We start from the raw sequence: 26,887 nt of genomic DNA, 5'->3' as shown, positions 1-26,887 counted from the left end.
AAACAACAGATCATGATTCCAGCTCTTATACTGTGGTTGTATAAAAAATATGCTTCAAGATTATTTAATAATTACAGGTTCCGTTATCCACGGACCTCTGTAAGCAAGAAAGCACTTCGGAAAGCAACACTAATCTTAATTGTTATTGGTTATCCTTTTCTTTCAAATGGTCAGGAAAGAAAATTGGTTTATCAACTTATTCATAATGGGAATAATATAGGTAAAATGCAATTTTCCCAGAGGATTAGTGGTCAGGATTTATACCTGGAAATGATTTCGGAAGTCAAAACAAAGTTTATTTTCCCGATTCATGTTCAAACGAGCGATAAGGCTCATTTTAGTGATGGCAGGTTAATATCTTCTGATGTTAATCGAACTGTTAACGGTAAAGAAAAGGAATGCCGGAAAACCCGCCTGGTAAACAGTACTTATGAGATTCAGACCGGTTCTGAAATTGGCAGGTTTAACAAACTGATCGATTACAACATGATGCTGCTTTATTCCAGTGAGCCGATAAATACACCACAGGTTTATTCTGATAATTTTCAGCAGCTTCTATCTATAAGGAAGCTGGCAAAACATACCTATCGCATACATCTCCCAAATGGTAATTATAATGATTATCACTTTGATAATGGGATTTGCCGAATGGTGATTATTCACCAGGACTGGTATACAATTACAATGAAATTAGTTTAATGCTTTAGATCAGATGAATAATAATATCAAAGTTTTTGTTACCGGAGCCAGTGGTTTTATAGGCCGGAGCTTATGTTATGCACTCGCAAAAAGAGGATATCTGGTTCATGCATTATGCAGAAATGTAAATCATCCTTTTTTGCTTAAACATGAAAATATCAGCTTTTATAATGGAGATATCCTTGATGAAAGCAGTTTAAAGCATGGAATGAATGGCTGTCAATTCGTCTATCATACTGCGGCTATGGCAAAAATGTGGTGCAGGAATAACAGGGAATTTTATGATGTAAATGTTCTCGGTACTCGTAATGTTCTTAAGACGGCTATGTTCCTGAATGTTCAAAAGCTGGTGTACACTTCTACCTGCGGTGTTTGGGGGCCGACAATAAAGCATCCGATGGATGAATATTCTCCCCGGATTGCCGGTTTTCCTATTGTATACGAGCGGACTAAGTTTCTGGCTGAGCTGGAAGTGAATTCATTTGTCGACCAGGGATTAAATATTGTAACGGTTAACCCATCCCGGGTTTTCGGGGAGGGTCCGGTTACGGATAGTAACACCGTAAGTAAAATGATAAAAGGCTACCTGAATGGCACATGGAGAATTATTCCTGGGAAAGGTGACAGTGTTGCAAATTATGCCTTTTTAGATGATGTAGTGGAAGGACATATTGCTGCAATGGAATACGGCTTGAAAGGTAACCGATATATATTGGGGGGAGAGGATATTAGCTTCAACCGATTTTTTGAGACCTTATTTGAGCTGACGGGTAAACACCTTCAGATGTTAAGGATACCACAAAAAATGATAAAAATGTACAGTCAGGTAGATTGGCTGAAAACCCAGATCACGGGTATACCTCCGGTCTTTTTGCCGGAATTTGCGGATCGGCTGAAATATGACCAGAAATATAGCAGCGCAAAGGCAATTGAACACTTGAATTATAAGATAACTCCTTTTGCTTTGGGAATGGGAAAAACAGTTCATTATTTACAAAATCAAAGAATATGCAGAAACTAAGGGCGTTAGTTACTGGTGCGAGTGAGGGTTTAGGAAAATCTTTTGCTTTTGAACTTGCAAGCCGCAATATAAATCTCATCTTAATTTCCCTGCCAAACTCAGGGCTTCCTGAACTGGCTGCATTCATACGGTCTAATTTTAATGTAGAGGTTGTTTATTTTGAGCTCGATCTCACCAAAGCTGAGCTTTTTGAAGACATCTTTAAAAGGATTAAAGAAATGCACTTGCTTATTGACATACTTATCAATAATGCCGGTCTGGGAAACTGGTCATGGTTCGAGGATAAAAGTATCGATTTTTATAAAACACAGATTGATCTGAATATAACCAGTACGGTTTTACTAACACGACTATTTCTTGGTCATGTTAGTAAAGCTAATCATTCCTATATATTGAATGTTGGAAGTTTGGGTGGGCGTTTTATAGTCCCACGCAAACAGGTTTATGGTGCCACTAAGTCTTTTATTACATATTTCACCAAATGCCTTCAAATAGAGCAATCCGGATCATTGGTGCATATAAGCTTATTGAGTCCGGGGGGGATTAATACCAAACCTGAGTTGCTGGTACTCAATCATTCTTTGAAGGGGATATCAAAAGCAACAATACTGGAGCCCGATGAGGTTGCTAAAGAGGCAGTTGAAGGTCTTTTAAAAGGTAAACGAGAAATAATCCCAGGGACATTGAATCGCTTCTTAGTTATACTCGATAGTTTTTTACCTGGATTTATTAAAGGGATGATTATTAAACGTAAATTAAATATGATCTCATGAAAACTCTGGATGAGGGCCTTTGTTTAAATGATGGATTTTCAAAAAAGATCTATTATTCTTTGCTTAAAAGTCATTTTGAAGTGCTTGCTATACAGAACAGAATCTTAGTAATTTCAGGATGTATGAGAGGAATATCGCTGACGTTTCATAGTGATAATACTTGCTTGGTCAGTTTCAATAATTTCAGCATGTGTATTGATCTTTATAGAGATTTGTCTATCCAGAATTTATTCAGACTCTTACTAAATCATAATGTAATTTCATTGTATGATATTTAATATATAATCTCAAAATCAATTGGAGAATAGCGATAACCAGCTTATTGAATTAATACTGGCCGGAGACAGACCGGCATTTGATCGGGTGTTTATAAAGTACTATAAAAATCTGTATTCCTATGCATTAAAACTGATCAATGACCGGGATAGCGCAGAAGAGGTAGTGCAAAATGTATTTTGCAGGATTTGGGAGAAAAAACATCAACTGAAGATTGATGGGTACCTGAAATCCTTTCTTTACAGGTCAGTACACAACGAATGTCTTAATTATATTAAACACAAAAAAGTGAGATCCTCTTTTCAGACACATTACAACAGTAAGCCGGAACATATTGAAAGCGATTTATCAAAAGAATTATCCGCTATGGAGCTCAAGAAGCAACTCTTTATGGCTATAAATGAATTGCCTGAAGATTGCGCATCTGTTTTTCAAATGAGCCGATTTGAACAACTTAAATATTACGAAATAGCTGAACAGTTGAATATCTCTATAAAGGCGGTTGAATACCAGATGGGTAAGGCATTGAAAATTCTTCGTTTGAAATTGATGGACTTCTTACCCGCATTTTTAATTTATCTAACTCAAACCTTATGAATAAAACTAATACTCATATAAAAGACGATCTCCTTGTAAAATATTTGCTGAAGGAAGCCAGTCCGGCTGAACAATTACAGGTAGAAAAGTGGATGGAGGCAGATAAAAGCAATCTTAGTTATTTCAATGCTTTTAAGCTTATTATTGAAACAAGTCAGCTTAATCCGGATAATGCTGTGAATGAAAGTGAAGCTCTTAGCCGATTGCATCAACGGATGCAAAAAGAATCCGGAAACAGTAAAGGGAAGAACTTGTTTTCTGTCAGTTCATTTATACGGATTGCTGCCGCTATCCTTATCGTGGGAACCATTATCTGGTTTACTTATCCCTTACTTTATAATAATGCCAAACTGGTGGCAGTCCAGACAAATGGCGGTGTGTTGCAGCAGACTTTGCCGGATGGCTCCACAGTAAGACTTAATAAGAATTCTTTTATCTCTTATCCTGGTAAATTTGCAGGCAATATCAGATCTGTACAGTTAAAGGGCGAAGCATTTTTTGAGGTTAAAAGTGATAAGGAACAACCCTTTGTAATCAAGGTAAATGATATTTCTGTAAAAGTGGTCGGAACTTCTTTTAATATAAAAAGTCGCAATAACCAAACTGTTGTGATTGTTAAAAGCGGAATAGTTGAGGTGACTAAAGACAATGAGCATATTAAGTTACATGCCGGAGAAAAGGTTCAGGTGCATCCGGGTATGACAGGCTTGTTAAAAGAAACATCTAAGGGGAGACTTTACGACTATTATTTCAGCAATGAACTTGTGTGTGATGGGACTCCATTATCAGAGCTTATGGAAATCCTGAATGAAAAGTTTGAGGTAAATATCATTATTACCAGGCCTTCATTAAAAGAACTGCCTCTTACAACCGTGTTTCATGATGAATCACTGGATCAGATTCTTAAAGTTATTGCAGCGACATTTAATATAAATGTAGAATATCAGGGGAAGCAAATTCTGTTAAAATAGTTTACATGGAGCAAAGCAAGAAACTGCTTCTTAAATTCAGCATGGTATTACTGACTGCCCTCACACTTTTGGGTACCACAAGTAGCGGGCAGTCTCTTTTGGGAAAGAATATCTTTTTAAAGCTGGATAATCAAAAACTAGAAAACGTCTTGCAATTACTTGAAGAAAGGGGAGGGTTCAAATTTTCATTTAACAGCAATATCATTCCACTTGATAGCATTGTAAATCTGTATGCAGAAAATGTAAGTATTGGAGAAGTACTTGACAGGTTACTGAAAAATCAATTTGAATACCAGGAAACTCACAATTTTGTTATCCTTAGATATGCTCCATTAGAGTCAACACTGCTCCTGGAAGAATCGTTTAATTATTCCAATCAATTTGTAATAAAAGGTCAGATAGTTGATAAGAATACCCATAATCCCGTTGTGAGTGCAAGTGTCTATGAAAAGAATTTACTTCAATCTGCAATTACCGATCAGGATGGTTTTTTTACGTTAAGACTTAAAAACTTCCCCCGAACTATCAGAATCACAGTTAGCAAAGAGAACTATAAAGACCTCAACACTCTTTTCCTTTCGGAAGTAATTGTTAGGCCGGAGCAGGGAAAGATCAGCGGCGATTATTTACTGGGGGATTTATCAAAGGTTGAAAAAACAAGGGTTGGAAGGATGCTGGTAACATCTAAACAAAGAATACAATCTCTTAATATCGGAAGTTTTATAGCTCAGGCGCCAGTACAGCTTTCTCTTAGCCCGGGCTTAAGTTCTCATGGTTCATTAAGCGGACAGGTTATAAATAAGTTCTCCTTTAATGCAACAGGAGGGTACAGCGCAGGGGTTGAGGGGATGGAGGTAGGTTTGTTGTTCAATATTACTAAACAGGACGCAGAATGGTTCCAGTTTGGAGGAGCCTTTAACCTGGTAGGAGGTAAGGTAAGGGGTCTGCAGGTAGCAGGACTATATAATAATGTGCTGGACAGTGCGAAAGCAACACAGGTTACCTTAGGGTATAATCGTGTAACCGGGTCTTTTAATGGGTTTCAAGTAGGCGGTTTATACAATAATATAGGAGATGGTTTTATCGGGGTACAGGTCTCACTTGGACACAACCGAATTCAGGGGTATTTTAATGGACTGCAAATGGGAGGTCTTTCTAATCACATTAAGGGTGATTTCGAAGGAGTTCAGTTATCCCTGGGATATAATAATATAAGCAATAGCTTTAATGGTTTTCAATCAGGGACTTTTAACTATACCGGTAACAATGTAAAAGGCGTAAAACTTGCGATGCTGGGCAATTATAATTCAGGGCATACACAAGGCGTTGAGTTGGCCGGCATTTCAAATTACAGCAAAACCTTTAAAGGTCTGAGGATATCTTTACTTGGAAACTTCTCTTCCCATAAAGCTGAGGGTGTTCAGATAGCAGGTGTTTTCAATTATGCTAAAGAATTTAAAGGATTTCAGTTCGGACTTATAAATATAGCCGATACTGCCAGTGGGTATAACATCGGATTATTTAATCTATTTCGAAAAGGTTATCACAAAGTTGGCCTGACATCGAATGAAACCATAGATCTTAATCTGGCCATTAAAACGGGGAATGAGAAGCTTTATACTATGCTGATGGCTGGCATGAATAGAAATGGTAAGCTGCAGGCTTTTGGCCTTGGTTTTGGCAAGGAAATGAATATCAATAAGCAGTTGTATTTTAATCCTGAAATCAGCAGCAGATATCTTTACCGAAGGGAATGGAAAGGGACCAATCTATTGAATAGGGTGGATTTGAAACTTAATTATGAGTTTAATAAATGGATTGCTCTGACTGCCGGCCCTGCACTAAATATTTTCTATTCCAATCAGATAGGGAACTACACTTATATTAGGGATAGACATATTAGTTTTAATTCTTCAGATCAAAGATTTAAAGGATGGATAGGATGGGATTTAGGGCTGATTTTCTTTTGACTTTTTTAGTTATTCTCCACTTCTGTATTTAGTCGTCCTGAATTTCAGTTTCTTCTGTATGGAATCTAATAGTTTTTATTAATCGGATTTAATTCTCTGTTAACGAGCCTTTTTGATGCTCTTCATGAAAACGTACTGGCCGATAAGATACTGCTGTGAAAAGGAGCCATTATAGAATCTGTAACCATGACTTAAAAATATTTGCAAGCTGCAACATATCAGGCATCGATCAATCAACAAATCTTGATAAATACAATGGGAGCACTCTTTACTTACCATTATTTCCTAAAAAGCTTTCCCTAAACATCGTTTTTGAAAACGATGATAAACAAAGCTTATATCCGAACTCGTTAAATATTGTATTTGTTGTTAATTTTTAGTCCCATTTCTTTATTTGAAATCGATTAAAATATTTTAACTTATGAATAATTAACGATACAAGCTTTTTGAAATGAAGAATAATCGTAGAAATTTTATTAAGGAGAGCCTGACTATAGGAGCCGGACTTGTAATAAGTGGTGCCGGATCATATGCATCAATACTTGATGCAAACAGACACACGGGGTCTGATTCAGGCTTAAATATAAAAGAATCAGCAATGAGATTTGGGCTTGTTACTTATCAGTGGGGTAAGGATTGGGATTTACCCACTGTTATTTCCAACTGTGAGAAGACGGGTTTTCAGGCGGTAGAGCTTCGTACTCAACATGCACATGGTGTTGAGACCAGCCTTAGCGCTGCCCAACGAGCCGAGGTTAAAAGAAGATTCGCTGATAGTCCGGTGACTTGTGTTGGATACGGATCGAATTTTGAATACCATAATCCTGATCAGACTATTCTCCGTCAGAATATTGAACAGACTAAGGAATATATTAAGCTCTGTAAAGATATTGGGGCAAGCGGGATTAAAGTAAAACCTAATAACTTACCCGCCGGTGTGCCAAGAGAAAAAACCATTACACAAATTGCTGATTCATTGAATGAGGTTGGGAAATTTGCCGCAGATTACGGTCTTATAGTTAGAGTTGAAGCGCATGGGCCAATTACGCAGGAATTGCCCAATATGAAAGCAATTTTTGATCAGGTGATTGAACCCAATGTTAAAATCTGCTGGAACAGTAATCCTGTTGACCTGAATCCTCCAGGCATCGAGGGCAACTTTAATATGGTAAAACAATGGATCGGTGACACAGTGCATGTTCGGGAATTAACTGCGAATGATTATCCCTATCAGAAACTATTTAATCTTTTAGCAGGGATAGACTATAAGGGTTGGATACTTCTCGAAGCAAGTTCTACACCGGCTGACAGGATAAGCGCTATGAAAGGACAATTAGCAGTGTTCAAAGATTTGGCGGCCAAAATATGAGATATGAGATATGAGACATGAGACACGAGATATGAGATAGCCATTAACATCATTCATTTAAACATAAATCAATTTTAAATTTATAAAAATGACTCAAAGAAGAGATTTTATTAAGAAAACCCTGATAGGAAGTGCAGGCATAGCAGTTACCGGCATAGGTCTCAGTGCAAAGTCCTATGGATCAATCATTGGTGCTAACGATCGGATTAATGTGGCAGTTATTGGTATTCGGGGCAGGGGTGTTTCCCATATCGATGCCTGGTGTAATCTTAAAGACAGCCATAATGTACGCATCAAAACTTTGTGCGATACTGATGAGCAGTTTTTTGACCCCCGCTCTAAAACGGTTTTCGATAAGACCGGAGCCAAACCTTTAACCGAATGGGATATGCGTAAAGTATTGGATGATAAAGAAATTGATGCTGTATCATTTGCAACTCCGAACCATTGGCACGCACTCGGCACTATCTGGGCTTGTCAGGCAGGTAAACACGTGTATGTAGAGAAACCTTCTTCCCATAATATATGGGAAGGTAGAAAGATGATCGAGGCTTCCCGTAAATATAATAAGCGTATTCAGGTTGGATTTCAGAATCGCTCAATACCTAATGTGATAGAGGCAATGAAATTTCTTCATGAAGGAGGAATCGGAGAGGTTTATATGGCACGCGGGCTTTGCATCAAACCCAGGGATTCATTTGGTATAGCTCCAGACAGTACTCCACCAGCGAGCCTCCATTATGATCGTTGGTTAGGTCCGGCTCCTTCCCGTCCTTATAATGAAAAAAGAGGACATTATAACTGGCATTGGTTCTGGGATACTGGTAATGGTGATACCGGAAATCAGGGCCCTCATCAATTTGATGTAGCCAGGTGGGGTCTTAATAAAAACGAACATCCCGTGTCGATTTTTTCTACAGGCGGTATTTACGGCATTAATCCGGCAGAATGTGCTCAGCAAACTCCGAATACACAAATTTCAGTGGCTAAATACAAGGACGGGAAAATCCTGGAGTTTGAAACCAGGGGCAGACATTCAAATGCTGAATCAAGTCTGGGTATTAAGATCGGTAATGTGTTTTATGGCAGTGAGGGATACCTTGAAATTGATGGCGGTACCTGGAAAGCTTTCAGGAAGCAGGATAAGGAACCATTTGCAGGTTCAAAAATAGTAACTGCGGAGGTCGCCTCTCTTACTGGCTCAACTGATACGGAACATTATATAAATTTCCTTGATGCGATCAAGTCGGGTAAAGATGAGACTCTTCATTGCGATATTCAGGACGGACATTATTCTTCAGCAATTCCTTTTATGGCCAATATTTCATATCGTTTAGGAGGAAGTGAATTGAAGTTTAACGGAGCTACAGAAAAGTTTGTAAATAACCCGGAAGCTGATAAGATGCTGACAAGAGTATACCGTAGCCCTTATGTGGTACCATCTAAGGTTTAATTCAAATAAAATATCAATAGTTTTATTAAATAAACAGATGAAAATAAAATTTGTTTCAATTATGGCATTCATTGTCATAATAGCCTTAGCATATAGTTCTGCAGCTCAAAATCGGATTCAGAAGAGCAAAGGACCGGTGGTTAAATTCGTTAAAAATGGAGCCAGTAAGAAGGTTGATGTAATAATTGACGGAAAACTCTTTACTTCATATTGGTGGCCCGATACAGTATATAAACCAATTCTTTATCCTTTACTCACTGCCGCAGGAACCCCGGTAACCCGTGGTTTTCCTATTAAAGCCAGAGAGGGTGAACGACGTGATCATATACATCAGGTAGGTAACTGGTTAAATTATGGGAATGTCAATGGAATTGATTTCTGGGGCAATGGCTCTGAAGGGAAAAGAAATGTTAAGGCAGGGGAAATAAAACACATTAGTATTGAGAAGCTTTCGGGCGGTACTGGAGAAGGATCGATGATTACTACTGCAGGCTGGATAGCTCCGGATGGAAAGCAACTTCTTGCAGAAAGGACTGAGTTGCATTTTATAGCGAAAGGATCAACGCGTATTATCGATCGCATCACTACTCTGACTGCTGGTAATATACCTGTCACTATGAAAGACACTAAGGAGGGAAGTTTTGGCATTCGTGTCGCGCGACAATTGGAATTGCCATCAAAAGAAGATGTTACTCTGACTGATGCTAATGGCAATCCTACAACTGTAAAGAAAATGTCAAATGAAGATGTAACGGGGAACTATAGAAGCAGCGAGGGTATTACCGGAGAAGCAGTCTGGGGTAAGCGCTCAAAATGGATGGATTTGTATGGAAATATAGGTGGAGAAAAAATATCTATGGTCATTTGTGACCATCCTGAAAATCTGAGTTATCCGACATACTGGCACGCTCGTGGTTATGGATTATTTGCGGCAAATCCATTTGGAGTAAAGGACTTTACCAACGGTAAAGAGGAATTAAATTATGTTATCCCCGCTGGAGGATCTCTTACTCTAAAATACCGGATTATTATTAGTTCAGGATCTCATTTAAGCGATGCTGAGATCAATATGCTAGCCGATAATTTCGCGTCTAAATATTAAGTTAAAACTAGTTCTTCCCGACATTGAGAGCCTCCATGACATCAGTTAATTACCTAACACCTAATGCCTAATACCCAACACCCAGATCAAATAATAAAGAACAAGGACTATTAACAGTTCATTTGACATTTAGTAGTATATCACCGACAACAGATAACCGACAACAGATCTATGAGGAACTGGAATTTTGGAATAATAGGAACCGGAATGATTGCTGATATTCATGTAAAAGCAATTCAGAATATAGAAAATGCGACTCTCGTAGGCGTTTGTGGTTCTGATCCGGTTAAGTCCAGAAAATTTGCTGAGAAACATAAATTAAAGGCATTTGCAAATTATGAGGAAATGCTTCGTTCGCAAGATATTGATATTGTAACAGTAGCAACGCCTAGCGGGCACCACATGGAGCCTGCAATAGAAGCAGCACGCTGTGGCAAGCATGTGATATGCGAAAAGCCTCTTGAAATTTCTTTGGAACGAATTGAGAAAATGATTGAAGCCCATAAAAAGGCCGGGACTTCTTTAGGAGGAATTTTCAATTATCGATTTAATGATGCGGTAGCGCTTTTAAAGAATGCAATTGATCAGGGTCGGTTCGGTAGTATTAGCTATGCATCTGTTCATGTGCCCTGGTGGAGAAGTGATGAGTATTACAGTAATAGCTGGCGTGGCACCTGGAAACTTGATGGTGGTGGGGCCTTAATGAACCAGTCTATTCATATGATCGATCTCCTTCAGTACTTAATGGGGCCTGTCGATTCTTTACAAGCTTATATAGCAACAAGAGGCCATGATATAGAAGTCGAAGACACTGCAACAGCCATTGTGAAATTCAGTAATCAGGCTTTAGGTGGAATTTATGGTTCTACAGCCTCTTTTCCTGGTCAGTTTCGTCGTATAGAAATTACCGGTACAAAGGGGACTGCAATCATGGTTGAAAATGCTTTTACGGTTTGGCAATTTGCAGATCAAACAGAAGAAGATATACAAATTTTAAAAAGTTTTAAGGAAATTGAAGGCGGCGGAGGAGTGTCCGATCCGGCGGCAATTTCGTATCAATCACATCAAAAAAATATTGAAGCCTTTATTGCATCTGTTGAGGCCGGCAGACCTTTTGAAATCAGTGGAGATGAAGCCCGTAAAGCAGTTGAGATTATATTGGCTATTTATGAATCAGCAAGGGAAGGGAAACAAATACACTTAAAACATGATTAAAAAATTGCAGATTGAAATTATTATACAGGATGGTGTAAATCTGAAAAGGTTAAGATAGTTAAGGAATAAAGATGCCAATTATTTTGATTTAGAGCAGGATGTCATACCGGGCAGAACGAGGGAACCTAACCCTGTGATTGAAGGATTGAAATTCAATTCACTTAAGTCAAATTAGTTTTGAAAATCGAATCTACAAATATGAATATACAACGATTAAAAATCTTCAATGGTAAAATCCTTACTCCTTACCGTATGATTCCTCAGGGAACTGTACTGATAACTGATGGGATTATCACTGAGGTAAAAGAAGGAGATATAGAAGTAAGTGATGCCATTGAAATCAATGCGAATGGAAATTATATTTCTCCCGGTTTTATTGATATTCATGTGCATGGGGGTGGAGGGCATGATTTTATGGATGGCAGCGAAACCGCCTTTCTCAAGGCAGCAGAAACACATGCAAGGTATGGTACCACTGCCATGTCGCCAACCACATTGACGAGTGAGAAGAAAGATCTGCTTCATACACTTGAGTTATACGACAAGGCAAATAAAAAAAACATCAATGGTTCTCAATTCCTGGGAATGCATTTGGAGGGGCCTTATTTTGCGATGAATCAACGTGGAGCTCAGGATCCCAGATATATCAGGGACCCTGATCCAGAGGAATATATGGACGTAATAGCCAGCTCAAATTCGATCAAACGCTGGAGTGCAGCGCCCGAACTGAAAGGGGCAATTCCATTTGCCAGGTATCTCATTTCAAAAGGGATCCTGCCCGCATTAGCTCATACCGACGCGATTTATGAGGAAGTCCTTGAAGGATTCGAAAACGGTTACACTCTGGCAACCCATCTTTATTCGGGCATGTCGGGGGTAAGCAGAAGGAATGCTTTTCGTTATGCAGGTGCGATAGAAAGTGCATTTCTGATTGATGAAATGGATGTTGAAATTATTGCGGATGGAATCCATCTTCCTGCGCCACTACTGAAACTTATTTATAAGATAAAAGGTCCGGATAGGATTGCGCTGATCACCGATGCAATTCGTGGGGCAAGTATGCCTGAAGGTGAGAGTATAATAGGGAATTTGAATACAGGTTTAAAGGTTATTATAGAAGATGGGGTAGCTAAACTACCTGATCGAACTTGTTTCGCCGGGAGCGTTGCCACTACCGATCGCCTGGTAAGAAATATGATCAATATGGCTGATGTTCCGCTTCTTGAGGCAGTCAGAATGATGAGCAGTACACCTGCAAGAATTATGAATGTAGTAGATAAAAAAGGCTCACTTGTAAAAGGGAAAGATGCTGATATCGTCATCTTTGACAAAGATATTAATGTTCAGACCACCATTATAAAGGGGAGAGTAGTATATGAGCTGTGAGCTATTGGCTTTTGAATAACATCATATTTGACCTCATGACATATGCTGCTAACAGACTCTTGATCCTTGAATCTTTGCCTGTTAGCAGGTATCCGCTGTCAGTGATTGACCACTAAGTGTTAATTGGATTTCTCATATCTCACCTCTCATGTCTATTTATAATGCAAATCTTAAGGTAAGTCCGTAGGTTCTTGGGTCACCCAGTACACCTGCATAATGCCCTGCATTGCCTCCCGCCGGCAATAATTGTTCGAAATAGTCCTTATTAAACAAATTCCGTCCCCATAAATAGGCAGAGAAGCCCTTGGTGGCTTTATACCCGATTCTTCCATTGATAAGGGCATAGCCATCTATATTCAGATAAGCAGAAGGGGATGGGCTAGATGAGAATGAAGAACGGAAATAGCCATCTAAAGCGGTAAAGAATTTTGCATCCTTTTTAAAGAATTTTGCTTGTGTTGCATATTCACCACCTAATGATCCTGCCCATTTGGAGATACCAGGAAGATCACCTCCTGAAATATCCTTAAATGCAACCTGAACTCCATTTACACTTAATCCGGTTTCTTCAAGTGGAAGTGGTGCATTTGTAAAGCGGACATAAGTTGCTTCAGTATAAGCAGCTGCACCATAGAACGAGAAGTTGTTATTAGCCCTTAAACTAAAGTCCAGTTCAGCCCCCTTAACATTTACTTTCTCTGCATTGGCTATATAACCGCGATTAACACCTAATTGAGGTGATTGAACATTGGTCTGGTAATCTTTGATATCCGAATTATGGAAGGTTAGGTTCAGGGTTAAATTATCTGCTGGCGTGCTTTTTAAGCCAAGTTCATAATGCTTGGTGTCCTCAGGTTTAATGACTGCCAGATCCGTTGCGGCCGCCCCATTTACAGTCGGTAAACCTGCCACATTAACCCCAACAGGTTTAAAGCTTGTAGAGTAAGTAGCAAAAGCATTAAGATGTCTGTTCGGTCTGTAAGATGCGGTAAGCGAGTAGGTGAAATTCCGTTCATCCGCGCTGGCAAGGTATGATTGATCACTATAAACTCCGGTCTTAATCGCTAATAATGCGGCATCTGTAGTTTGTAATCCACCTCTTGCCACCCGTTTGTAGTCTACATCTTTATTGTCGTAATTAAATCGAACGCCCGGCAATATGTGAAAACCGGTTGCGATTTCCCAGTCTATACTTGCAAATGCTGCAGCACTTTGGGATATAATAGAAGCGTTGGTGTAGATTCCATAACCTTCCAAAAGACCAGGTGTTCTCCATAAGGCACTGATTGAGCTTTGCGAAAAGCGCCATTGAGCTGTTCCTGATTCTTCAGTTCCATTGATTTTTACTTCCTGGTCAATATAAAATAAGCCTACTACTCCGCTTAATTTCTCAGTCAGCTGACCTGCATAACGAACTTCCTGCGACCAGTTACGATGCTCTGCAGGGTTTTGAGATTTTGCCAAAGCCTGTAAGCCGGTAAAGTCGCGGTCATTTGAAGGATCCCAGTTCCAGTAACGCCATGCGGTAGTGGAAGTCAATGTACCGGGACCTAATTTTGTCTCAGCATTCAGTGAAACACCACCCAGCTCGTTGCCGGAATTCCAGGGAGTATCATGATCAATCTTACGATCGAATGCATTCCGGCTTGGCAGGGTATAGTTAAGATCGGCTATGATCGCATCAAACTGGCGATATGCCGGACGTTTGGTAGTTACTACACCGGCCACCACCTGGGCATAACCATCAGGCTGCTGATCTGATGCATCTGCCGCTAAGGTGATAAAGGTGTTGTCATTAGGTTTGAACAATAATTGGCCACGGAAACCCAGGTTATTGATATCATTTGTGAATTTACCCGTACGAACATTTTCCACAACACCATTACGCTGGGTTCCCGAAAAAGAAAGACGTGCTGCAAGTTTTTTACTTAAAGGACCCGTTACTGAAGCTTTTGCCTGAATAAATCCATAATTTCCGAAACTGGTCTCGAAACTGTAATCAGGAGTAAAGCTCGCTTTACGGGTCACGATATTAAAGGCACCTGCACTGGTGTTTTTGCCAAATAATGTACCCTGTGGACCGCGCAAAACCTCGACACGATCAATATCTATAAAGTCAAGGGTTGCTGCCGCCGGGCGAGCATAATATACGCCGTCAACATAATAGCCCACACCCGGGTCAAGTCCGTCATTGGTAAGACCGAATGGAGAACCAATTCCTCTGATATTAACCCCTGTATTTCTGGGATTGGAGGTATACATCTGAACTGATGGAATAAGTTCTTTAATCCTTGTTACGTTGAAAGAACCGGAGTCCTCAATCTGAGCTCTGCCCACAACTGAAATCGGTATTGGAACATCCTGCAATACCTCTGAACGGCGTCTTGATGTTACCACAATTTCTTCAAGTAATGCATCATCAACAAGCTGGAGCTGGATGGGCGTATTGTCGATTTTTAGTATCTGAAAATCCTGGGGTTTGAATCCAATAAATGTTGCTCTGATAAAGAACGGTGCTTCCTGTGTTACGTTAAGCCTGAATTGTCCAACAGAATCGGCTTTTGTAGAAATGGTAGTTCCCCTTATTGCTATAGTCGCACCTGGCAAAGGCTGGCCTTGAGTGTCTTTAACCGTGCCTATAATTACCTGCTGGGCAGATGAGGATATATTTTGAATAAGAAAGATAGCTAAAAGCAAAAATTTTAATTTATACGACAGATATTTCATTTTATGATGTTTTTATAAGAATTGGAAAAAAGATTAAATAGAGAATAGTTTGTGATGTTTTATATCAACAACAACATCGTTGGCTTGATAGGGAAGGAGAGATTGAAGGGTTAATTTTTTTAGAGTGTACTGTTTTTTTCATCTGTTTCTTATTTGTATTGATCCCGCAGCTGCGGGATGATTTCACGGTGCAATTATAATTAAAATCTACTAAATCCATAGACTTTATATAATTATAATTTTATTTTATTTTTAAGAAAGATTTTGGATAGGAAACGGCAATAATTTCTGCGCCAGTGATATTCCTGAAGGCTTTATAGGGCTCAATACTGTTATTGCACAAATTGAAATAGTTATGAAAACTGAATTAAGTTCAACTTAGCATTTTAAATTTCCTGACAAAACTGGGTCTAATGGAAGGTATGGCATTGTTTGTTTAATGTATGGGAGTCACAAACCGAACTAATGTTCGTGTTCCTTATTTCAGGATTGTTGCTTTATTAGTAGTTAAGATGATTAGTTAACTTTTTAAGATGGTTTTCGCTTAAGTTAGTCTGAGTTCGATATTAGGTAGTGCAAAAACTACGGTTATAACGAGTCAGATAAGGCTCTGGAGCCGCATTGATTTTGGAAACCAATACCTGTGTGTTATAGGCTGATTCAGCCCTTTCCTCCGGAGTATTTCCGGCAGGAAATCGCGTTCTGATTCAAATTACGGATAGCCGGAAGATACCTCCTCCGGCAAGGTTTATTTTACCCGGGACCGTTTTTCATTGGAACCGACAGCCCGGCAACAGGACCATAAGCCACGTGAAATAAACCTGAGGGGGGCAGCTTTAGCTTTTGATTAATGAGTTTAATGATATCTACTAAATCTTTTGTAAAAAACCAGGCAGAACCCGGGACCGGCAGGACCGAAGAGCCACAAGCTCTGCTTTCTAAGAAAAAGAATATCCATCAATCTAATTAGTCCGCAAGATTTTATATCGAATTCAGGTTTAGTTATGAAAGTGAAAATCTTTCATTTTTTGTTTAGAACTGCAAAATAAAGCTGGTTCCTTCCCCTGTTTTAGAAACAACCTGGATATTGCCACCATGAAGCATCATAATTTGTTTGCAAAGAGTAAGTCCGATACCGCTTCCATTTTTTCGGGTGCTGAAAAAAGGAATAAAAATTTTATCGAGCACATCCTCCTCAATCCCTACACCATTGTCATTAATCCTTACAATGGTTTTATCATTGATAAACTCTGCATTTAAAGTAATTATGGGATTGGGGATATTCTTTACAGCATCAATAGCGTTTACCAACAGATTAATCAGTACCTGCTCTATAAGCGTAGTGTCAGCCTTAAGGATCAGGTTGGGATCTTTTAATATGATATCCAGTTCGATGTTTTTTTGAAGCAGGGTAGGCTGCATTAGTGAATGAAGATTCTCAAACAGGTCCCGGACATAAACCGGCTGTAAATTCGGTTTGGTAATTTTGTTCAGATTGCGATAGGTTTCCGCGAATTTCAACAGGCCTTCGCTTCGTCGTTTGATCGTGCTGATTCCAAGTTCTAGATCGGCCAGCCCATTATCTGTATCGAGACGTTTATCCAAACTGCTTAAACGATTCTTGATCGTATCTGCAAGAGATGATATCGGTGCGATTGAATTCATGATCTCATGAGTCAGAACACTTAATAGCTTTTGCCATGCCTTTGATTCTGTTTCATCGAGTGCTTCATTGATATTTTGGAAGGCTATTAATTGATATCTTATACCATTGGTTTGGAAGGCGGTAGCTGAAAGCAGGACTTTTACAGATAATTTTTTGCTGAGTATAGTAGTAATTTTTGACTGTCCCGGCCTGAGTGAATCAATTGCCTGGTAAAGATTTTCATCCCTCTTGGCAAAGGAATTTAAATTCTTTATATAGGGCATGTCAAGCATATTTTTTAAGGATTCATTCATCCAGATTATCTCTCTGCTATCACTTTCATAGGATAGAATCCCGGTATTTACTAACTCAAGAATTTTTTGGAGATACTGGTATTGCGTTTCTTTATCCCTTGATACCTGTTGAAATAAGCGGCTTATTTTGTTGAAATTCTGGTACAGCGGACCAAGCTCGGAATTTGTGCCTGTGTTAAAATTCCTGGAGAAATCACGGTAATGTAGTGCCTGCGAAAATTGATCAAGTTCTTTATAAAGTAAAAGTTGGCTGCGATAAATCAGGAATAGCTGATATAAGATTATCGGTACTAATATTAACAAATAAGCAAAGTGATTTCTGTTAATTAAAAATGCAGCAAGACACAGGGTGGAAAAAAGACCAATTGCTCTGAACAGTATCCTTAATTTAACCCGATTCATTATAAGTCATACTTGCTTAGTCTGCGATAAAGGGCTGTTCGGGTTAATCCGAGTTCTTTTGCAGCTTTGGTAATATTTCCACCATGCTTTTCGATTACCAGGAGTATGGCATTTTTTTCAAGGTTATTGAGGTTGAAATCGGTCGGGACTGAAGCAGCATGCTGTGTTTCAAGTGGAGAGAATATCAGGTCTCCTACCTGAAGGGTGGTGTCTTCAGCCATGATTACCGCACGTTCTATGGTGTATTGAAGTTCTCTTACATTGCCAGGAAATGAATAGTTCATTAGTTTCTCCTGCGCTTTTTTATCGAGTTCAGGAGCCGGCTTCATGTATTTGTCAGCATAAACCTTAATGAAGTGTTTGGCCAGAAGTAAAATATCATTTCCCCGGTATCTGAGAGGAGGAACCATGAGTTCCATCGTATTGATTCTATAAACAAGGTCTTTTCTGAAACGAGCTTCATTTGCAAGTTCGCTCAATGGAAGGTTCGTTGCACAGATCAGACGGATATCTACAGCAATGGGTTCATTACTTCCAAGTTTAATTACCTGCCGGTTCTGTAAAACACTCAATAATTTAGCCTGTTGCTGTAATGAAATATTACCGATCTCATCAAGGAAAAGCGTTCCCCCATGTGCGGCTTCAAATCGGCCGACTCTGTCTTCGCGCGCATCTGTGAATGCTCCTTTTTTATGTCCGAATAGTTCACTTTCGAACAGACTGTCGGTTAATGCTCCAACATCAACTTTAATGAAAGGTTTTTCGGAACGGAGTGATCGGTTATGAATTGCTTTTGCGATCAGGTCTTTTCCTGTTCCATTTTCACCCAGTATTAATATGTTGGCATCGGTTGGTGCAATCTTATTCAGCTTATATAATATATCACGGATAATATCAGATTCACCGATCATTTGTGGTCCTGAATCTTTTGCAGAAGGCTTGGAAGCTGACGATTTCCCCTTTGGTTTTATGGCTTCTGCTATGGTTTCAATAAGCAATTCATTATGCCATGGCTTGATAACGAAATCTGAAGCACCTTGTTTAAGCGATCTGACCGCCAGATCAATATCTCCATAAGCTGTAATCATAATTACCGCTAAATCGGGTTTTAAAGTTTTAATCTTATTAAGCCAGAAGAAACCTTCATTTCCGGTATTAATTGCACTTTTAAAATTCATATCCAGCAATACCAGATCAAATTGCTGACGGGAAAGGATAGCAGGTAAATTTTCAGGATTTTTTTCAACGATAACCTCTTTTACCAATGGTTTTAATAATAATCTGACGGCTGTTAGTACATCCGGATCATCATCTGTAATTAGTATGGAGGCGTCTTTTAATTGCATGGGGATGGGGTAGTGAGCCATGGGCATTCAGCTCTGAGCTCTTTTCAAGCGTAAATTAATGATAAAATTAATAATGATAATCTTTATAAGTTTAAATATTGTCCCTGAGGATATAGCCCGTGTTTCACAGCTCAATTCTCATATCTCATCGCCGACAGCCCAAAAACAGCTATAAACATACCACTTTACTTAATCTGTTGTAAATCAATCACTCAAATAATTCTTCTTTAACAGTATTGTATCAAAAACGGACACCCGATGCACGTTAGCGAACGGAGACTATGAGCTTAAATCGGGATAGTAGTCTGTTTATCAGCATTTTGTATGTTTGGCACAAGATTGTATTATAGAGAACAAACAGAATAGAAATATACCAAAGTGGATAGAGTTATACCAAAGAAGACGTGGACAAGCAAAAGGATCCTGATGATAGCAGGTATTGCTGGTATTGTTGCCCTGATTGCAGCAAGTTATTATTTTACGTCCGGGAACAGCCGGCTGAATGTAGAGACTGAGCGGATTACGATCAGTGAGATAAAAATGGGTACATTTCAGGAATCAATTCCTGTAAATGGTATTGTGTTGCCGGTAAGCACCATTTATCTCGATGCAGCAGAAGGCGGCCGGGTTGAGGAGAAATTTGTTGAAGATGGGGCTGTTATGAAAAAAGGTGAACCAATCCTTCGCCTATCAAATACTGATCTGGAGTTAAATCTCGTGAATCAGGAAACATCGGTATTTAATCTGCTTACCCAAATGCAGATTTCCCGTAACGCAGCCCGCCAGAATACTATAAGTAAACTGAACCAGATGGCTGATGCCGACAATGCATTTAAAGAAGCCGAAAGACTTTATACCCTTAATAAAAAATTATACGACCAAAAGGTAATAGGATCTCAGGAATTTCAGCAGTCTAAGATTGCATACGATTACCAGGTCAAAAGGAAAAACCTTACTGAACAGATTCTTAAAGAGGATGAAGTGTCTACCAAGCAGGAGCTTGATCAGACTGCTCAATCCTATGAGCGTACACGTAATGCCCTCGCAGTAATGCGGAAAAAGGTAGGTGATCTGATTGTCCGTGCCCCAGTAGATGGGCAATTAACTTCACTTGATGCCGAGATAGGCCAGAATAAAAATAAAGGTGAGCGTTTAGGCCAGATCGATGTATTGAGCGGATTTAAAATCCGTGCCGAGATTGATGAACATTATATCTCCAGGATATTTACCGGTCTTATTGCCGATTACCCGATGAATAACAAAACCTATACCCTTAAAATTAAAAAGGTATATACTCAGGTAACCAATGGACGTTTTCAGGTTGATATGGAATATGTTGGCGAGGTTCCAAAAGATATCCGCCGCGGACAGAGCCTGCAGATCAGGGTTACTCTCAGTGATGCCAAACAATCATTACTACTGCCACGCGGAGGCTTCTTTCAGCAAACTGGTGGAAACTGGATCTTTAAGCTGAATAAAGATGGCAGCATAGCTTATAAAACAGACATCCAGTTGGGTGGACAGAATCCTGATTATTATGAAGTATTGGGCGGTTTGCAGGCAGGGGATAAGGTGATAACATCCGGATATGATAATTATGGGACGATACAGGAGTTGGTGTTGAAGGAGAAATGAGAGATGAGAAATGAGCAATGAGAGATGAGTAATGAGAAGTGAGCAATGAGCAATCAGAAGTGAGCAATGAGTAGTATGCCCAGAGCTCAAATCCCATAGCCCCAATCTCATAACGTTTTAATATAACTATAAATGGATTTACGAATTTCGACAACTTCTTTAATTAACTCATTGAACACCGTTTCTGAAAGGTATCCCAAATCTTTTGAGAGCATCAACTGGTATTCAAGTTCTGAGCATGAACCAGTCGACATAACTAAAAACCGTTTGAAATCGGGATTAGAATTTCGTCCACAACCCTCTGCAATATTTGTTGGTATTGACGAGCCGGATCTTCTTATTTGGGAAATCAACCCATACATTTCATCCTTAGGGAAAGATGATTTTGTGTGCAAGTATAATTTTAAAGTTAAAGAATGACTCCTGTGCCAAAAACTGAGCTGCTTAAAATCTCTCATAAATAATTTGTTATAATTAAAATTAATCTTTAAAAGTTGAACTGATAAAAATTAACCGTTAACTCAATCAAATAACACATAAATTCAAATAACGCTATTTACTGAATGCATTAAGCGTCTCGCAAAAGCTCACAGCCCATAGCCCATATCTCACAGCAAAATGATCCGTATTACCGACCTCCAAAAATTCTACCGCACAGAAGAAGTAGAAACCATCGCCCTGAACAACCTCTCTTTCGAAGTTAAACAAGGTGAATTCGTAGCCATCATGGGACCATCTGGCTGTGGTAAATCTACTTTATTGAACATCCTTGGATTACTTGATGATCCTGATGGCGGAAGCTATTTGTTTAATGGCATCGAAGTAGCAAAGTTTAATGAACGTAAGCGTTCTGATCTTAGAAAGCATAACATCGGTTTTGTCTTCCAGAGTTTTAATCTGATTGATGAACTTTCAGTTTATGAAAATGTAGAATTACCGCTCATCTACACCAAAGTGAAAGCAAGCGAACGTAAGGAAAGGGTAGAAGCAGTACTTGATAAAATGCAGATTATGCACAGGAAGAATCACTTTCCTCAGCAACTTTCGGGTGGTCAGCAGCAGCGCGTAGCTGTAGCGAGAGCAGTCGTAAACAACCCAAAGCTGATTCTTGCCGATGAGCCAACAGGTAATCTTGACTCTTCCAATGGTAATGAAGTGATGCAGCTTTTAACAGAACTGAATGAGCAGGGAACCACAATCATCATGGTGACCCACTCTGAGCATGATGCAAAATATACCCACCGGATTATAAGAATGCTGGATGGGCAGACGGTTACGGAGAATATACTTGTTTAGCCTTGAGCCCTGAGCTTTGAGCAATGAGCCTCCGCCAAACGAATTGGCAATGAGCTTTGAGCTTCCATCAAACGAACGAAAAATGAAATTTTGATAAACATTGATTATTGAATATGAACGAAGCTGATTTCCCACAGCTCATAGCCCAAAGCACCATGCTAAAAAACTACCTCAAAATCGCCTGGCGAAGCTTATTAAGAAGCAAAGCTTTCTCAGCAATCAATATATTCGGGCTTGCTCTTGGCCTGGCAATTTTTTCATTGATTGGATTATTCGTACTGGATGAACTTGCGTATGACCGCTATAATAAATATGCCGACAGGGTTTATCGTATTAATACCAGTGTCAAAATTAACGAAAGTGAGTTTAATGACCGGGTTACACCAGCTCCCCTGGCAGCCGCCTTAGTTAAAACTTATCCTCAGGTTGAACAAGTTGTACGCATTACCGACGGGGGTAATATATTGGTCGAAAAGGGAGGTGAAACATTTGTTGAACCGAATGCTTTTTCTGCCGACTCAACCCTGTTTAATGTTTTTACGCTTCCTATGCTTGCAGGAGATCCGAAAACGGCATTGTCAGGCCCAAATTCGATGGTTATTTCTGCATCCATAGCAAAGAAATATTTTAATACTCTTGATGTGATCGGCAAAACACTTAAGGTGGAAAATACGATGCTGTACAAAATAACAGGGGTGATAAAAGACACGCCTCCACAATCACATATTCACTTTAATTTTATTGCCTCTCTGTCAGGACAGGAGTCTGCAAGATCAGATTTTTGGCTGAGCAATTCTTTTGCAACATATGTTCTTCTCAGGGAGGGCACTTCTCAAGCCAATCTGGATACATATTTAAAGGAAATAGCAAGAAAATATGCAGAGCCGCAGGTGATCGACCGCGCACATAGCACGTTCGCTGAACTCGAGAAAAAGGGTGGTTATTTTAAGTATTCCACAATTCCCCTGACGCAAATACATTTGAACTCTACGCTTTCTTCCGAGTTGGAACCTTCCGGAAATATTCAATATGTATATATCTCGGGAATCATTGGCTTGATCATTCTGCTAATTGCTTGCATTAATTTTATGAATTTATCTACGGCGCGGTCGGCCGGACGTGCGAAGGAAATAGGGGTGCGTAAGGTGGTTGGTTCGGGAAGACCAAATTTGATCCTGCAGTTTTTAACGGAATCGCTGCTTACAGGCATAGTTGCTTTTGTTCTTTCTGTGGGTATTATCATCCTGCTCTTACCTTACCTGAACCAACTGGCAGGAAAAGAAATTACCCTGTATTCTTCAATTATCTTTTGGCTATTGCCTGGCCTTTTGTGCGTGGCATTGCTCAGTGGCTTGCTGGCAAGCATTTATCCGGCCTTTGTTCTGTCTGCCTTTGACCCGGTAGAAATTCTGAAAGGTAAATTTGTTCTGAACATCAAAGGTTATAAACTCAGAAATGCACTGGTGGTCTTTCAGTTTACTATCGCTATTATTCTGATCGCGGGAACTCTGATAATTTATGGGCAGTTAGATTTTATCAGAAATAAAGATTTGGGCTACAACAGGGAGCAGGTACTGGTTATAAGGAATGCCTACGCATTAGGTGGGCATACCGAGACTTTTAAGAATGAGGTGCTGGGGATCCCCGGGGTACTGTCGGGATCACTATCAGGAAACCTTCCAACTTCCACAGCAAATGATTGGAATAAAAATGCCTACTCCAGGGATGCAACGATGAGTGCAAGTCAGACACAAACAATTGTTGACTGGAATGTGGATGCCGGATATATTCCTACCCTGAAGATGCAGATTGTGGAGGGAAGAAACTTCTCGGAGAAGATGGCTTCAGATTCATCTGCGATCATCATCAATGAAACTGCTGCCCGTGCATTTGGCTTTGAAAATCCCCTGAATGCTAAAGTATATGACTTCAATTCCGGAAAAAATAGTGTGGAAGAATACCATATAGTGGGAGTGGTAAAAGATTTTAATGCCGGGTCTCTGAGATATGGAACTGAACCTCTCCTGATGCATTATTCTAAACATGGCGGACAGTTTACTTTTCGTCTAAAAACTGAAGACGTTTCCAGTGTTATAGCTCAGATTAAATCAAGGTATCATTCATTCGATAAGATGAGTTCTCAGCCTTTCCTTTATTCCTTCCTGGATGATGACTTTAATAGTTTATATAAGAGCGAAGAGCGTACTGGAAGAGTATTTATCACATTTGCAGCACTTGCTATCTTCATCGCCTGTCTTGGTTTATTCGGTCTGGCATCCTATTCGGCAGAGCAGCGTATCAAGGAAATAGGTGTCAGGAAAGTACTGGGAGCAACTGTACATAATATTGTCGGTTTACTATCCAGAGATTTTATAAAACTGGTATTTATAGCCATAATCATTGCATCGCCTATAGCCTGGTGGATTATGGATAAATGGCTTGGGGATTTTGCATACCGTGTTCATATAAACTGGAAGGTCTTTGCAATTTCAGGCCTGGCTGCTGTTTTCATCGCACTTTTCACGGTGAGTTTTAAAGCAATTAAAGCAGCGCTGATGAATCCGGTGAAGAGTCTTAGGTCGGAGTGAGGCTATGAGCTGTGAGCTGTGAGCTGTGAGCAATGAGCAAACAAGATAAGAAATAGTGTTATGATAAATAAAATTCAATAATTAAACCAGAATGAAGCCCATTTCTCACAGCCCACAGCAAAGAGCCTTGAACTATTGAGTAATAAATTTAAAATAGATGGTAAGTAACTAAAATATTAAACATACACAAAGCTGATTTCCCACAGCTCATAACCCAAAGCAAAATGCTTAAGAACTACTTCAAAATCGCATTTCGTAACCTCATTCGCCACAAGGCCTATTCTTTCCTAAACATTAGCGGGCTGGCTATTGGTATGGCTTGCAGCATCTTTATTTTGCTATGGGTGCAGAATGAGCAGAGTTATGATAAAATGCATCCGAACTCTGAAAGACTGTTTCGTTTAACCTGCCATGTTGGAGACTTTAACTCGGCAGTGAGCCCGGCAGGAATGGCAGAGGGATTGCAGGCTGCTATGCCCGAGATTGAAACAACCGTTCGTACAAGTTCAACAAAATCCCGCCTGTTTGCAGTTGGAAACCTCAAGTTAGAAGAGAAGGATGTTTATTATGCTGACTCGAATTTTCTGCAGGTGTTTTCTTTCCCACTTGTGCAGGGTAACGCTCAAACGGCAATGAGCCGCCCCGATGCCGTGATAATCACCCAGTCCATTGCAAAAAAGTATTTTGCTGATGCGGATGCCATAGGAAAAACCATTCAGATCGCTAATGAGCAGAATCTGATCGTTACTGGTATAGTCTCAGACAAGGTGCCAAACACACATCTTAAGTTTAGCATATTGATGCCAATGTCGGCACTTTATCCCACAGACAACGATCTTAAAACAAAAACATACGGGAATTTTAATTTTTACACTTATATCCAATTAAAGAAGAATGTTGATCTGTCGGACACGAAAATTGTTGCTCTCAATAACCAAATCAAGACCGTTTATCTGCAGCATAATCCTGATGGTCTTAAGCCAGGATTTAATCTTCAGCCGGTACATGACATTCACCTGAAATCAAATTTACAAATAGATAATGCCGACCGGGGAAATATTCAGTACGTAAACATCTTTTTTATTGTAGCTTTATTCATCCTGGTAGTAGCATGCATCAACTTCATGAACCTGGCTACAGCCAGATCCGCAAGAAGGGCAAAGGAAGTAGGCCTCAGAAAAGTTGTAGGGGCCGGACGTCAGCAGCTGATATTGCAGTTTTTGGGTGAGTCGGTGTTAATCTCATTTATATCGGTAGTATTAGCGATAGGCATCGTCTGGGGCCTTCTGCCAGCCTTTAATTCATTGGCTGGAAAAGAACTAAATCTGGAACTGTTTGAAGGTGGTTTACTGATAACACTTTTCAGTATTGCACTCTTTACCGGACTGATATCAGGCAGCTACCCTGCTTTGTTTCTTTCCGGCTTCAAGCCCATTAGTGTGCTTAAAGGTAAACTTCTTACAGGTAGAGGCGATCTGCTTTTCCGTAATTCGCTGGTTATAACTCAGTTTGTAGTATCTATTATTTTGCTGGCCGGCACGGCTGTCGTTTACAAGCAGCTCAATTATATAAGGGAGCGGAATGTTGGATTTGAAAAGGAAAATCTCCTTTATATGCCTATGAAAGGTGATCTCTGGGGAAAGCAGGAATCATTGAAAGATGCCCTTAAGCAATCCAGATTTATAAATAATTTCTCCATCATATCTGACCTTCCCATCAATCTGACCAGCGGCAACACTGATGTGGAATGGGAAGGCAAAGCAGAGGGCTCACAACCTGTGATACCATCGATTGATATTGATGAAAATTTCATGGATGTTTTCAAGACAAAAGTCTTGAGCGGTCGCAGCTTCTCGAACGAATTTAAAGGTGATTCAGCCAATTTTGTGATCAATGAAACCGCGGTAAAACTGATGGGAATGACGGTTGAGAATGCGAGCGGGAAGTGGCTTGATTGGGGCGGTAAAAGGGGTATGATCATCGGGGTAGTTAAGGACTTTAATTTTAAGCCATTACAGTACGCCATAGAACCTTTGGTGCTCCGGAAGAATCGTTGGGGCAGTGTTGTTGTAGTCCGAACTCAGTTAAACAATACGGAGTCA

19 protein-coding genes and 1 pseudogene are annotated in these 26,887 nt (G+C 39.7%); 16 read left to right on the top strand and 4 right to left on the bottom strand.

Annotated elements, in window-relative coordinates; genetic code table 11:
• The first annotated feature begins 12 nt into the window (after nucleotides 1-12).
• The 12 genes and pseudogenes from VGE44_RS00775 to nagA all read left to right on the top strand — a co-directional run bounded on the left by VGE44_RS00775 (nucleotide 13) and on the right by nagA (nucleotide 12,832).
• Nucleotides 13-699, top strand: coding sequence for a DUF6134 family protein (locus VGE44_RS00775; protein WP_331075864.1), 687 nt, complete (start codon nucleotides 13-15; stop codon nucleotides 697-699).
• A 13-nt stretch (nucleotides 700-712) separates the two neighbouring features.
• Nucleotides 713-1,720: an NAD-dependent epimerase/dehydratase family protein gene (locus VGE44_RS00770; RefSeq protein ID WP_331075863.1), complete on the top strand. Its 1,008-nt coding sequence runs from the start codon at nucleotides 713-715 to the stop codon at nucleotides 1,718-1,720.
• A complete protein-coding gene (locus VGE44_RS00765) occupies nucleotides 1,708-2,493 on the top strand; it encodes an SDR family NAD(P)-dependent oxidoreductase (RefSeq protein WP_331075862.1) in 786 nt (261 codons plus the stop codon). Before VGE44_RS00770 ends, VGE44_RS00765 begins: the two co-directional genes overlap by 13 nt.
• Nucleotides 2,494-2,790: 297 nt before the next feature.
• Nucleotides 2,791-3,366, top strand: a complete 576-nt coding sequence (locus VGE44_RS00760; protein WP_331075861.1) for an RNA polymerase sigma-70 factor — start codon at nucleotides 2,791-2,793, stop codon at nucleotides 3,364-3,366.
• Complete coding sequence (locus VGE44_RS00755) at nucleotides 3,363-4,337, top strand: FecR family protein (RefSeq protein ID WP_331075860.1); 975 nt, start codon at nucleotides 3,363-3,365, stop codon at nucleotides 4,335-4,337. Before VGE44_RS00760 ends, VGE44_RS00755 begins: the two co-directional genes overlap by 4 nt.
• A 5-nt stretch (nucleotides 4,338-4,342) precedes the next feature.
• Complete coding sequence (locus tag VGE44_RS00750) at nucleotides 4,343-6,307, top strand: carboxypeptidase-like regulatory domain-containing protein (protein ID WP_331075859.1); 1,965 nt, start codon at nucleotides 4,343-4,345, stop codon at nucleotides 6,305-6,307.
• Between the two features lie 190 nt (nucleotides 6,308-6,497).
• Nucleotides 6,498-6,687, top strand: a pseudogene (locus VGE44_RS18470) (hypothetical protein); the annotation flags it as partial.
• A 71-nt stretch (nucleotides 6,688-6,758) separates the two neighbouring features.
• A complete protein-coding gene (locus tag VGE44_RS00745) occupies nucleotides 6,759-7,676 on the top strand; it encodes a sugar phosphate isomerase/epimerase family protein (RefSeq protein ID WP_331075858.1) in 918 nt (305 codons plus the stop codon).
• An 88-nt stretch (nucleotides 7,677-7,764) separates the two neighbouring features.
• Complete coding sequence (locus VGE44_RS00740) at nucleotides 7,765-9,129, top strand: Gfo/Idh/MocA family oxidoreductase (protein ID WP_331075857.1); 1,365 nt, start codon at nucleotides 7,765-7,767, stop codon at nucleotides 9,127-9,129.
• Nucleotides 9,130-9,166: 37 nt separating this feature from the next.
• Nucleotides 9,167-10,231 (top strand): PmoA family protein, encoded by a 1,065-nt coding sequence (locus VGE44_RS00735; protein ID WP_331075856.1) that lies wholly within the window; start codon nucleotides 9,167-9,169, stop codon nucleotides 10,229-10,231.
• A 171-nt stretch (nucleotides 10,232-10,402) separates the two neighbouring features.
• Nucleotides 10,403-11,446, top strand: a complete 1,044-nt coding sequence (locus VGE44_RS00730) for a Gfo/Idh/MocA family oxidoreductase (RefSeq protein WP_331075855.1) — start codon at nucleotides 10,403-10,405, stop codon at nucleotides 11,444-11,446.
• A 198-nt stretch (nucleotides 11,447-11,644) separates the two neighbouring features.
• Entirely contained in the window at nucleotides 11,645-12,832 is a 1,188-nt protein-coding gene (nagA, locus tag VGE44_RS00725; RefSeq protein WP_331075854.1) for an N-acetylglucosamine-6-phosphate deacetylase, read from the top strand.
• Between the two features lie 156 nt (nucleotides 12,833-12,988).
• Here nagA and VGE44_RS00720 read toward each other — a convergent pair whose 3' ends face one another.
• The 3 genes from VGE44_RS00720 to VGE44_RS00710 all read right to left on the bottom strand — a co-directional run bounded on the left by VGE44_RS00720 (nucleotide 12,989) and on the right by VGE44_RS00710 (nucleotide 19,266).
• Nucleotides 12,989-15,559, bottom strand: coding sequence for a TonB-dependent receptor (locus tag VGE44_RS00720; protein ID WP_331075853.1), 2,571 nt, complete (start codon nucleotides 15,557-15,559; stop codon nucleotides 12,989-12,991).
• Nucleotides 15,560-16,591: 1,032 nt separating this feature from the next.
• Nucleotides 16,592-17,821, bottom strand: coding sequence for a HAMP domain-containing sensor histidine kinase (locus tag VGE44_RS00715; protein ID WP_331075852.1), 1,230 nt, complete (start codon nucleotides 17,819-17,821; stop codon nucleotides 16,592-16,594).
• A 98-nt stretch (nucleotides 17,822-17,919) separates the two neighbouring features.
• Nucleotides 17,920-19,266, bottom strand: a complete 1,347-nt coding sequence (locus VGE44_RS00710) for a sigma-54 dependent transcriptional regulator (RefSeq protein WP_331075851.1) — start codon at nucleotides 19,264-19,266, stop codon at nucleotides 17,920-17,922.
• A 426-nt stretch (nucleotides 19,267-19,692) separates the two neighbouring features.
• On the opposite strand from VGE44_RS00710, the gene VGE44_RS00705 reads away from it, so the two are divergent.
• Nucleotides 19,693-20,901, top strand: a complete 1,209-nt coding sequence (locus VGE44_RS00705) for an efflux RND transporter periplasmic adaptor subunit (protein WP_331075850.1) — start codon at nucleotides 19,693-19,695, stop codon at nucleotides 20,899-20,901.
• Between the two features lie 107 nt (nucleotides 20,902-21,008).
• Here the strand turns inward: VGE44_RS00705 and VGE44_RS00700 are convergent, their stop codons facing one another.
• On the bottom strand, nucleotides 21,009-21,359 hold the full coding sequence (locus VGE44_RS00700; protein ID WP_331075849.1) for a four helix bundle protein: 351 nt from the start codon (nucleotides 21,357-21,359) through the stop codon (nucleotides 21,009-21,011).
• A 160-nt stretch (nucleotides 21,360-21,519) separates the two neighbouring features.
• Here VGE44_RS00700 and VGE44_RS00695 point away from each other — a divergent pair, with 160 nt between their 5' ends.
• The 3 genes from VGE44_RS00695 to VGE44_RS00685 form a co-directional block, all read left to right on the top strand.
• Nucleotides 21,520-22,197 carry an ABC transporter ATP-binding protein gene (locus VGE44_RS00695; protein ID WP_331075848.1) on the top strand — a complete coding sequence of 226 codons (678 nt, stop codon included), beginning with the start codon at nucleotides 21,520-21,522 and terminating at the stop codon, nucleotides 22,195-22,197.
• A 113-nt stretch (nucleotides 22,198-22,310) separates the two neighbouring features.
• Nucleotides 22,311-24,785, top strand: coding sequence for an ABC transporter permease (locus VGE44_RS00690; RefSeq protein ID WP_331075847.1), 2,475 nt, complete (start codon nucleotides 22,311-22,313; stop codon nucleotides 24,783-24,785).
• 224 nt (nucleotides 24,786-25,009) lie between these two features.
• Nucleotides 25,010-26,887 (top strand): ABC transporter permease (locus VGE44_RS00685; protein ID WP_331075846.1); only part of this gene is annotated, 1,878 nt, incomplete at its 3' end.

The sequence above is a fragment of the Daejeonella sp. genome (assembly GCF_036405355.1).
GTDB lineage: Bacteria > Bacteroidota > Bacteroidia > Sphingobacteriales > Sphingobacteriaceae > Daejeonella.
Note: the sequence above shows the minus strand (reverse complement) of the source record. Positions and strands in the feature narration are given on the sequence as shown.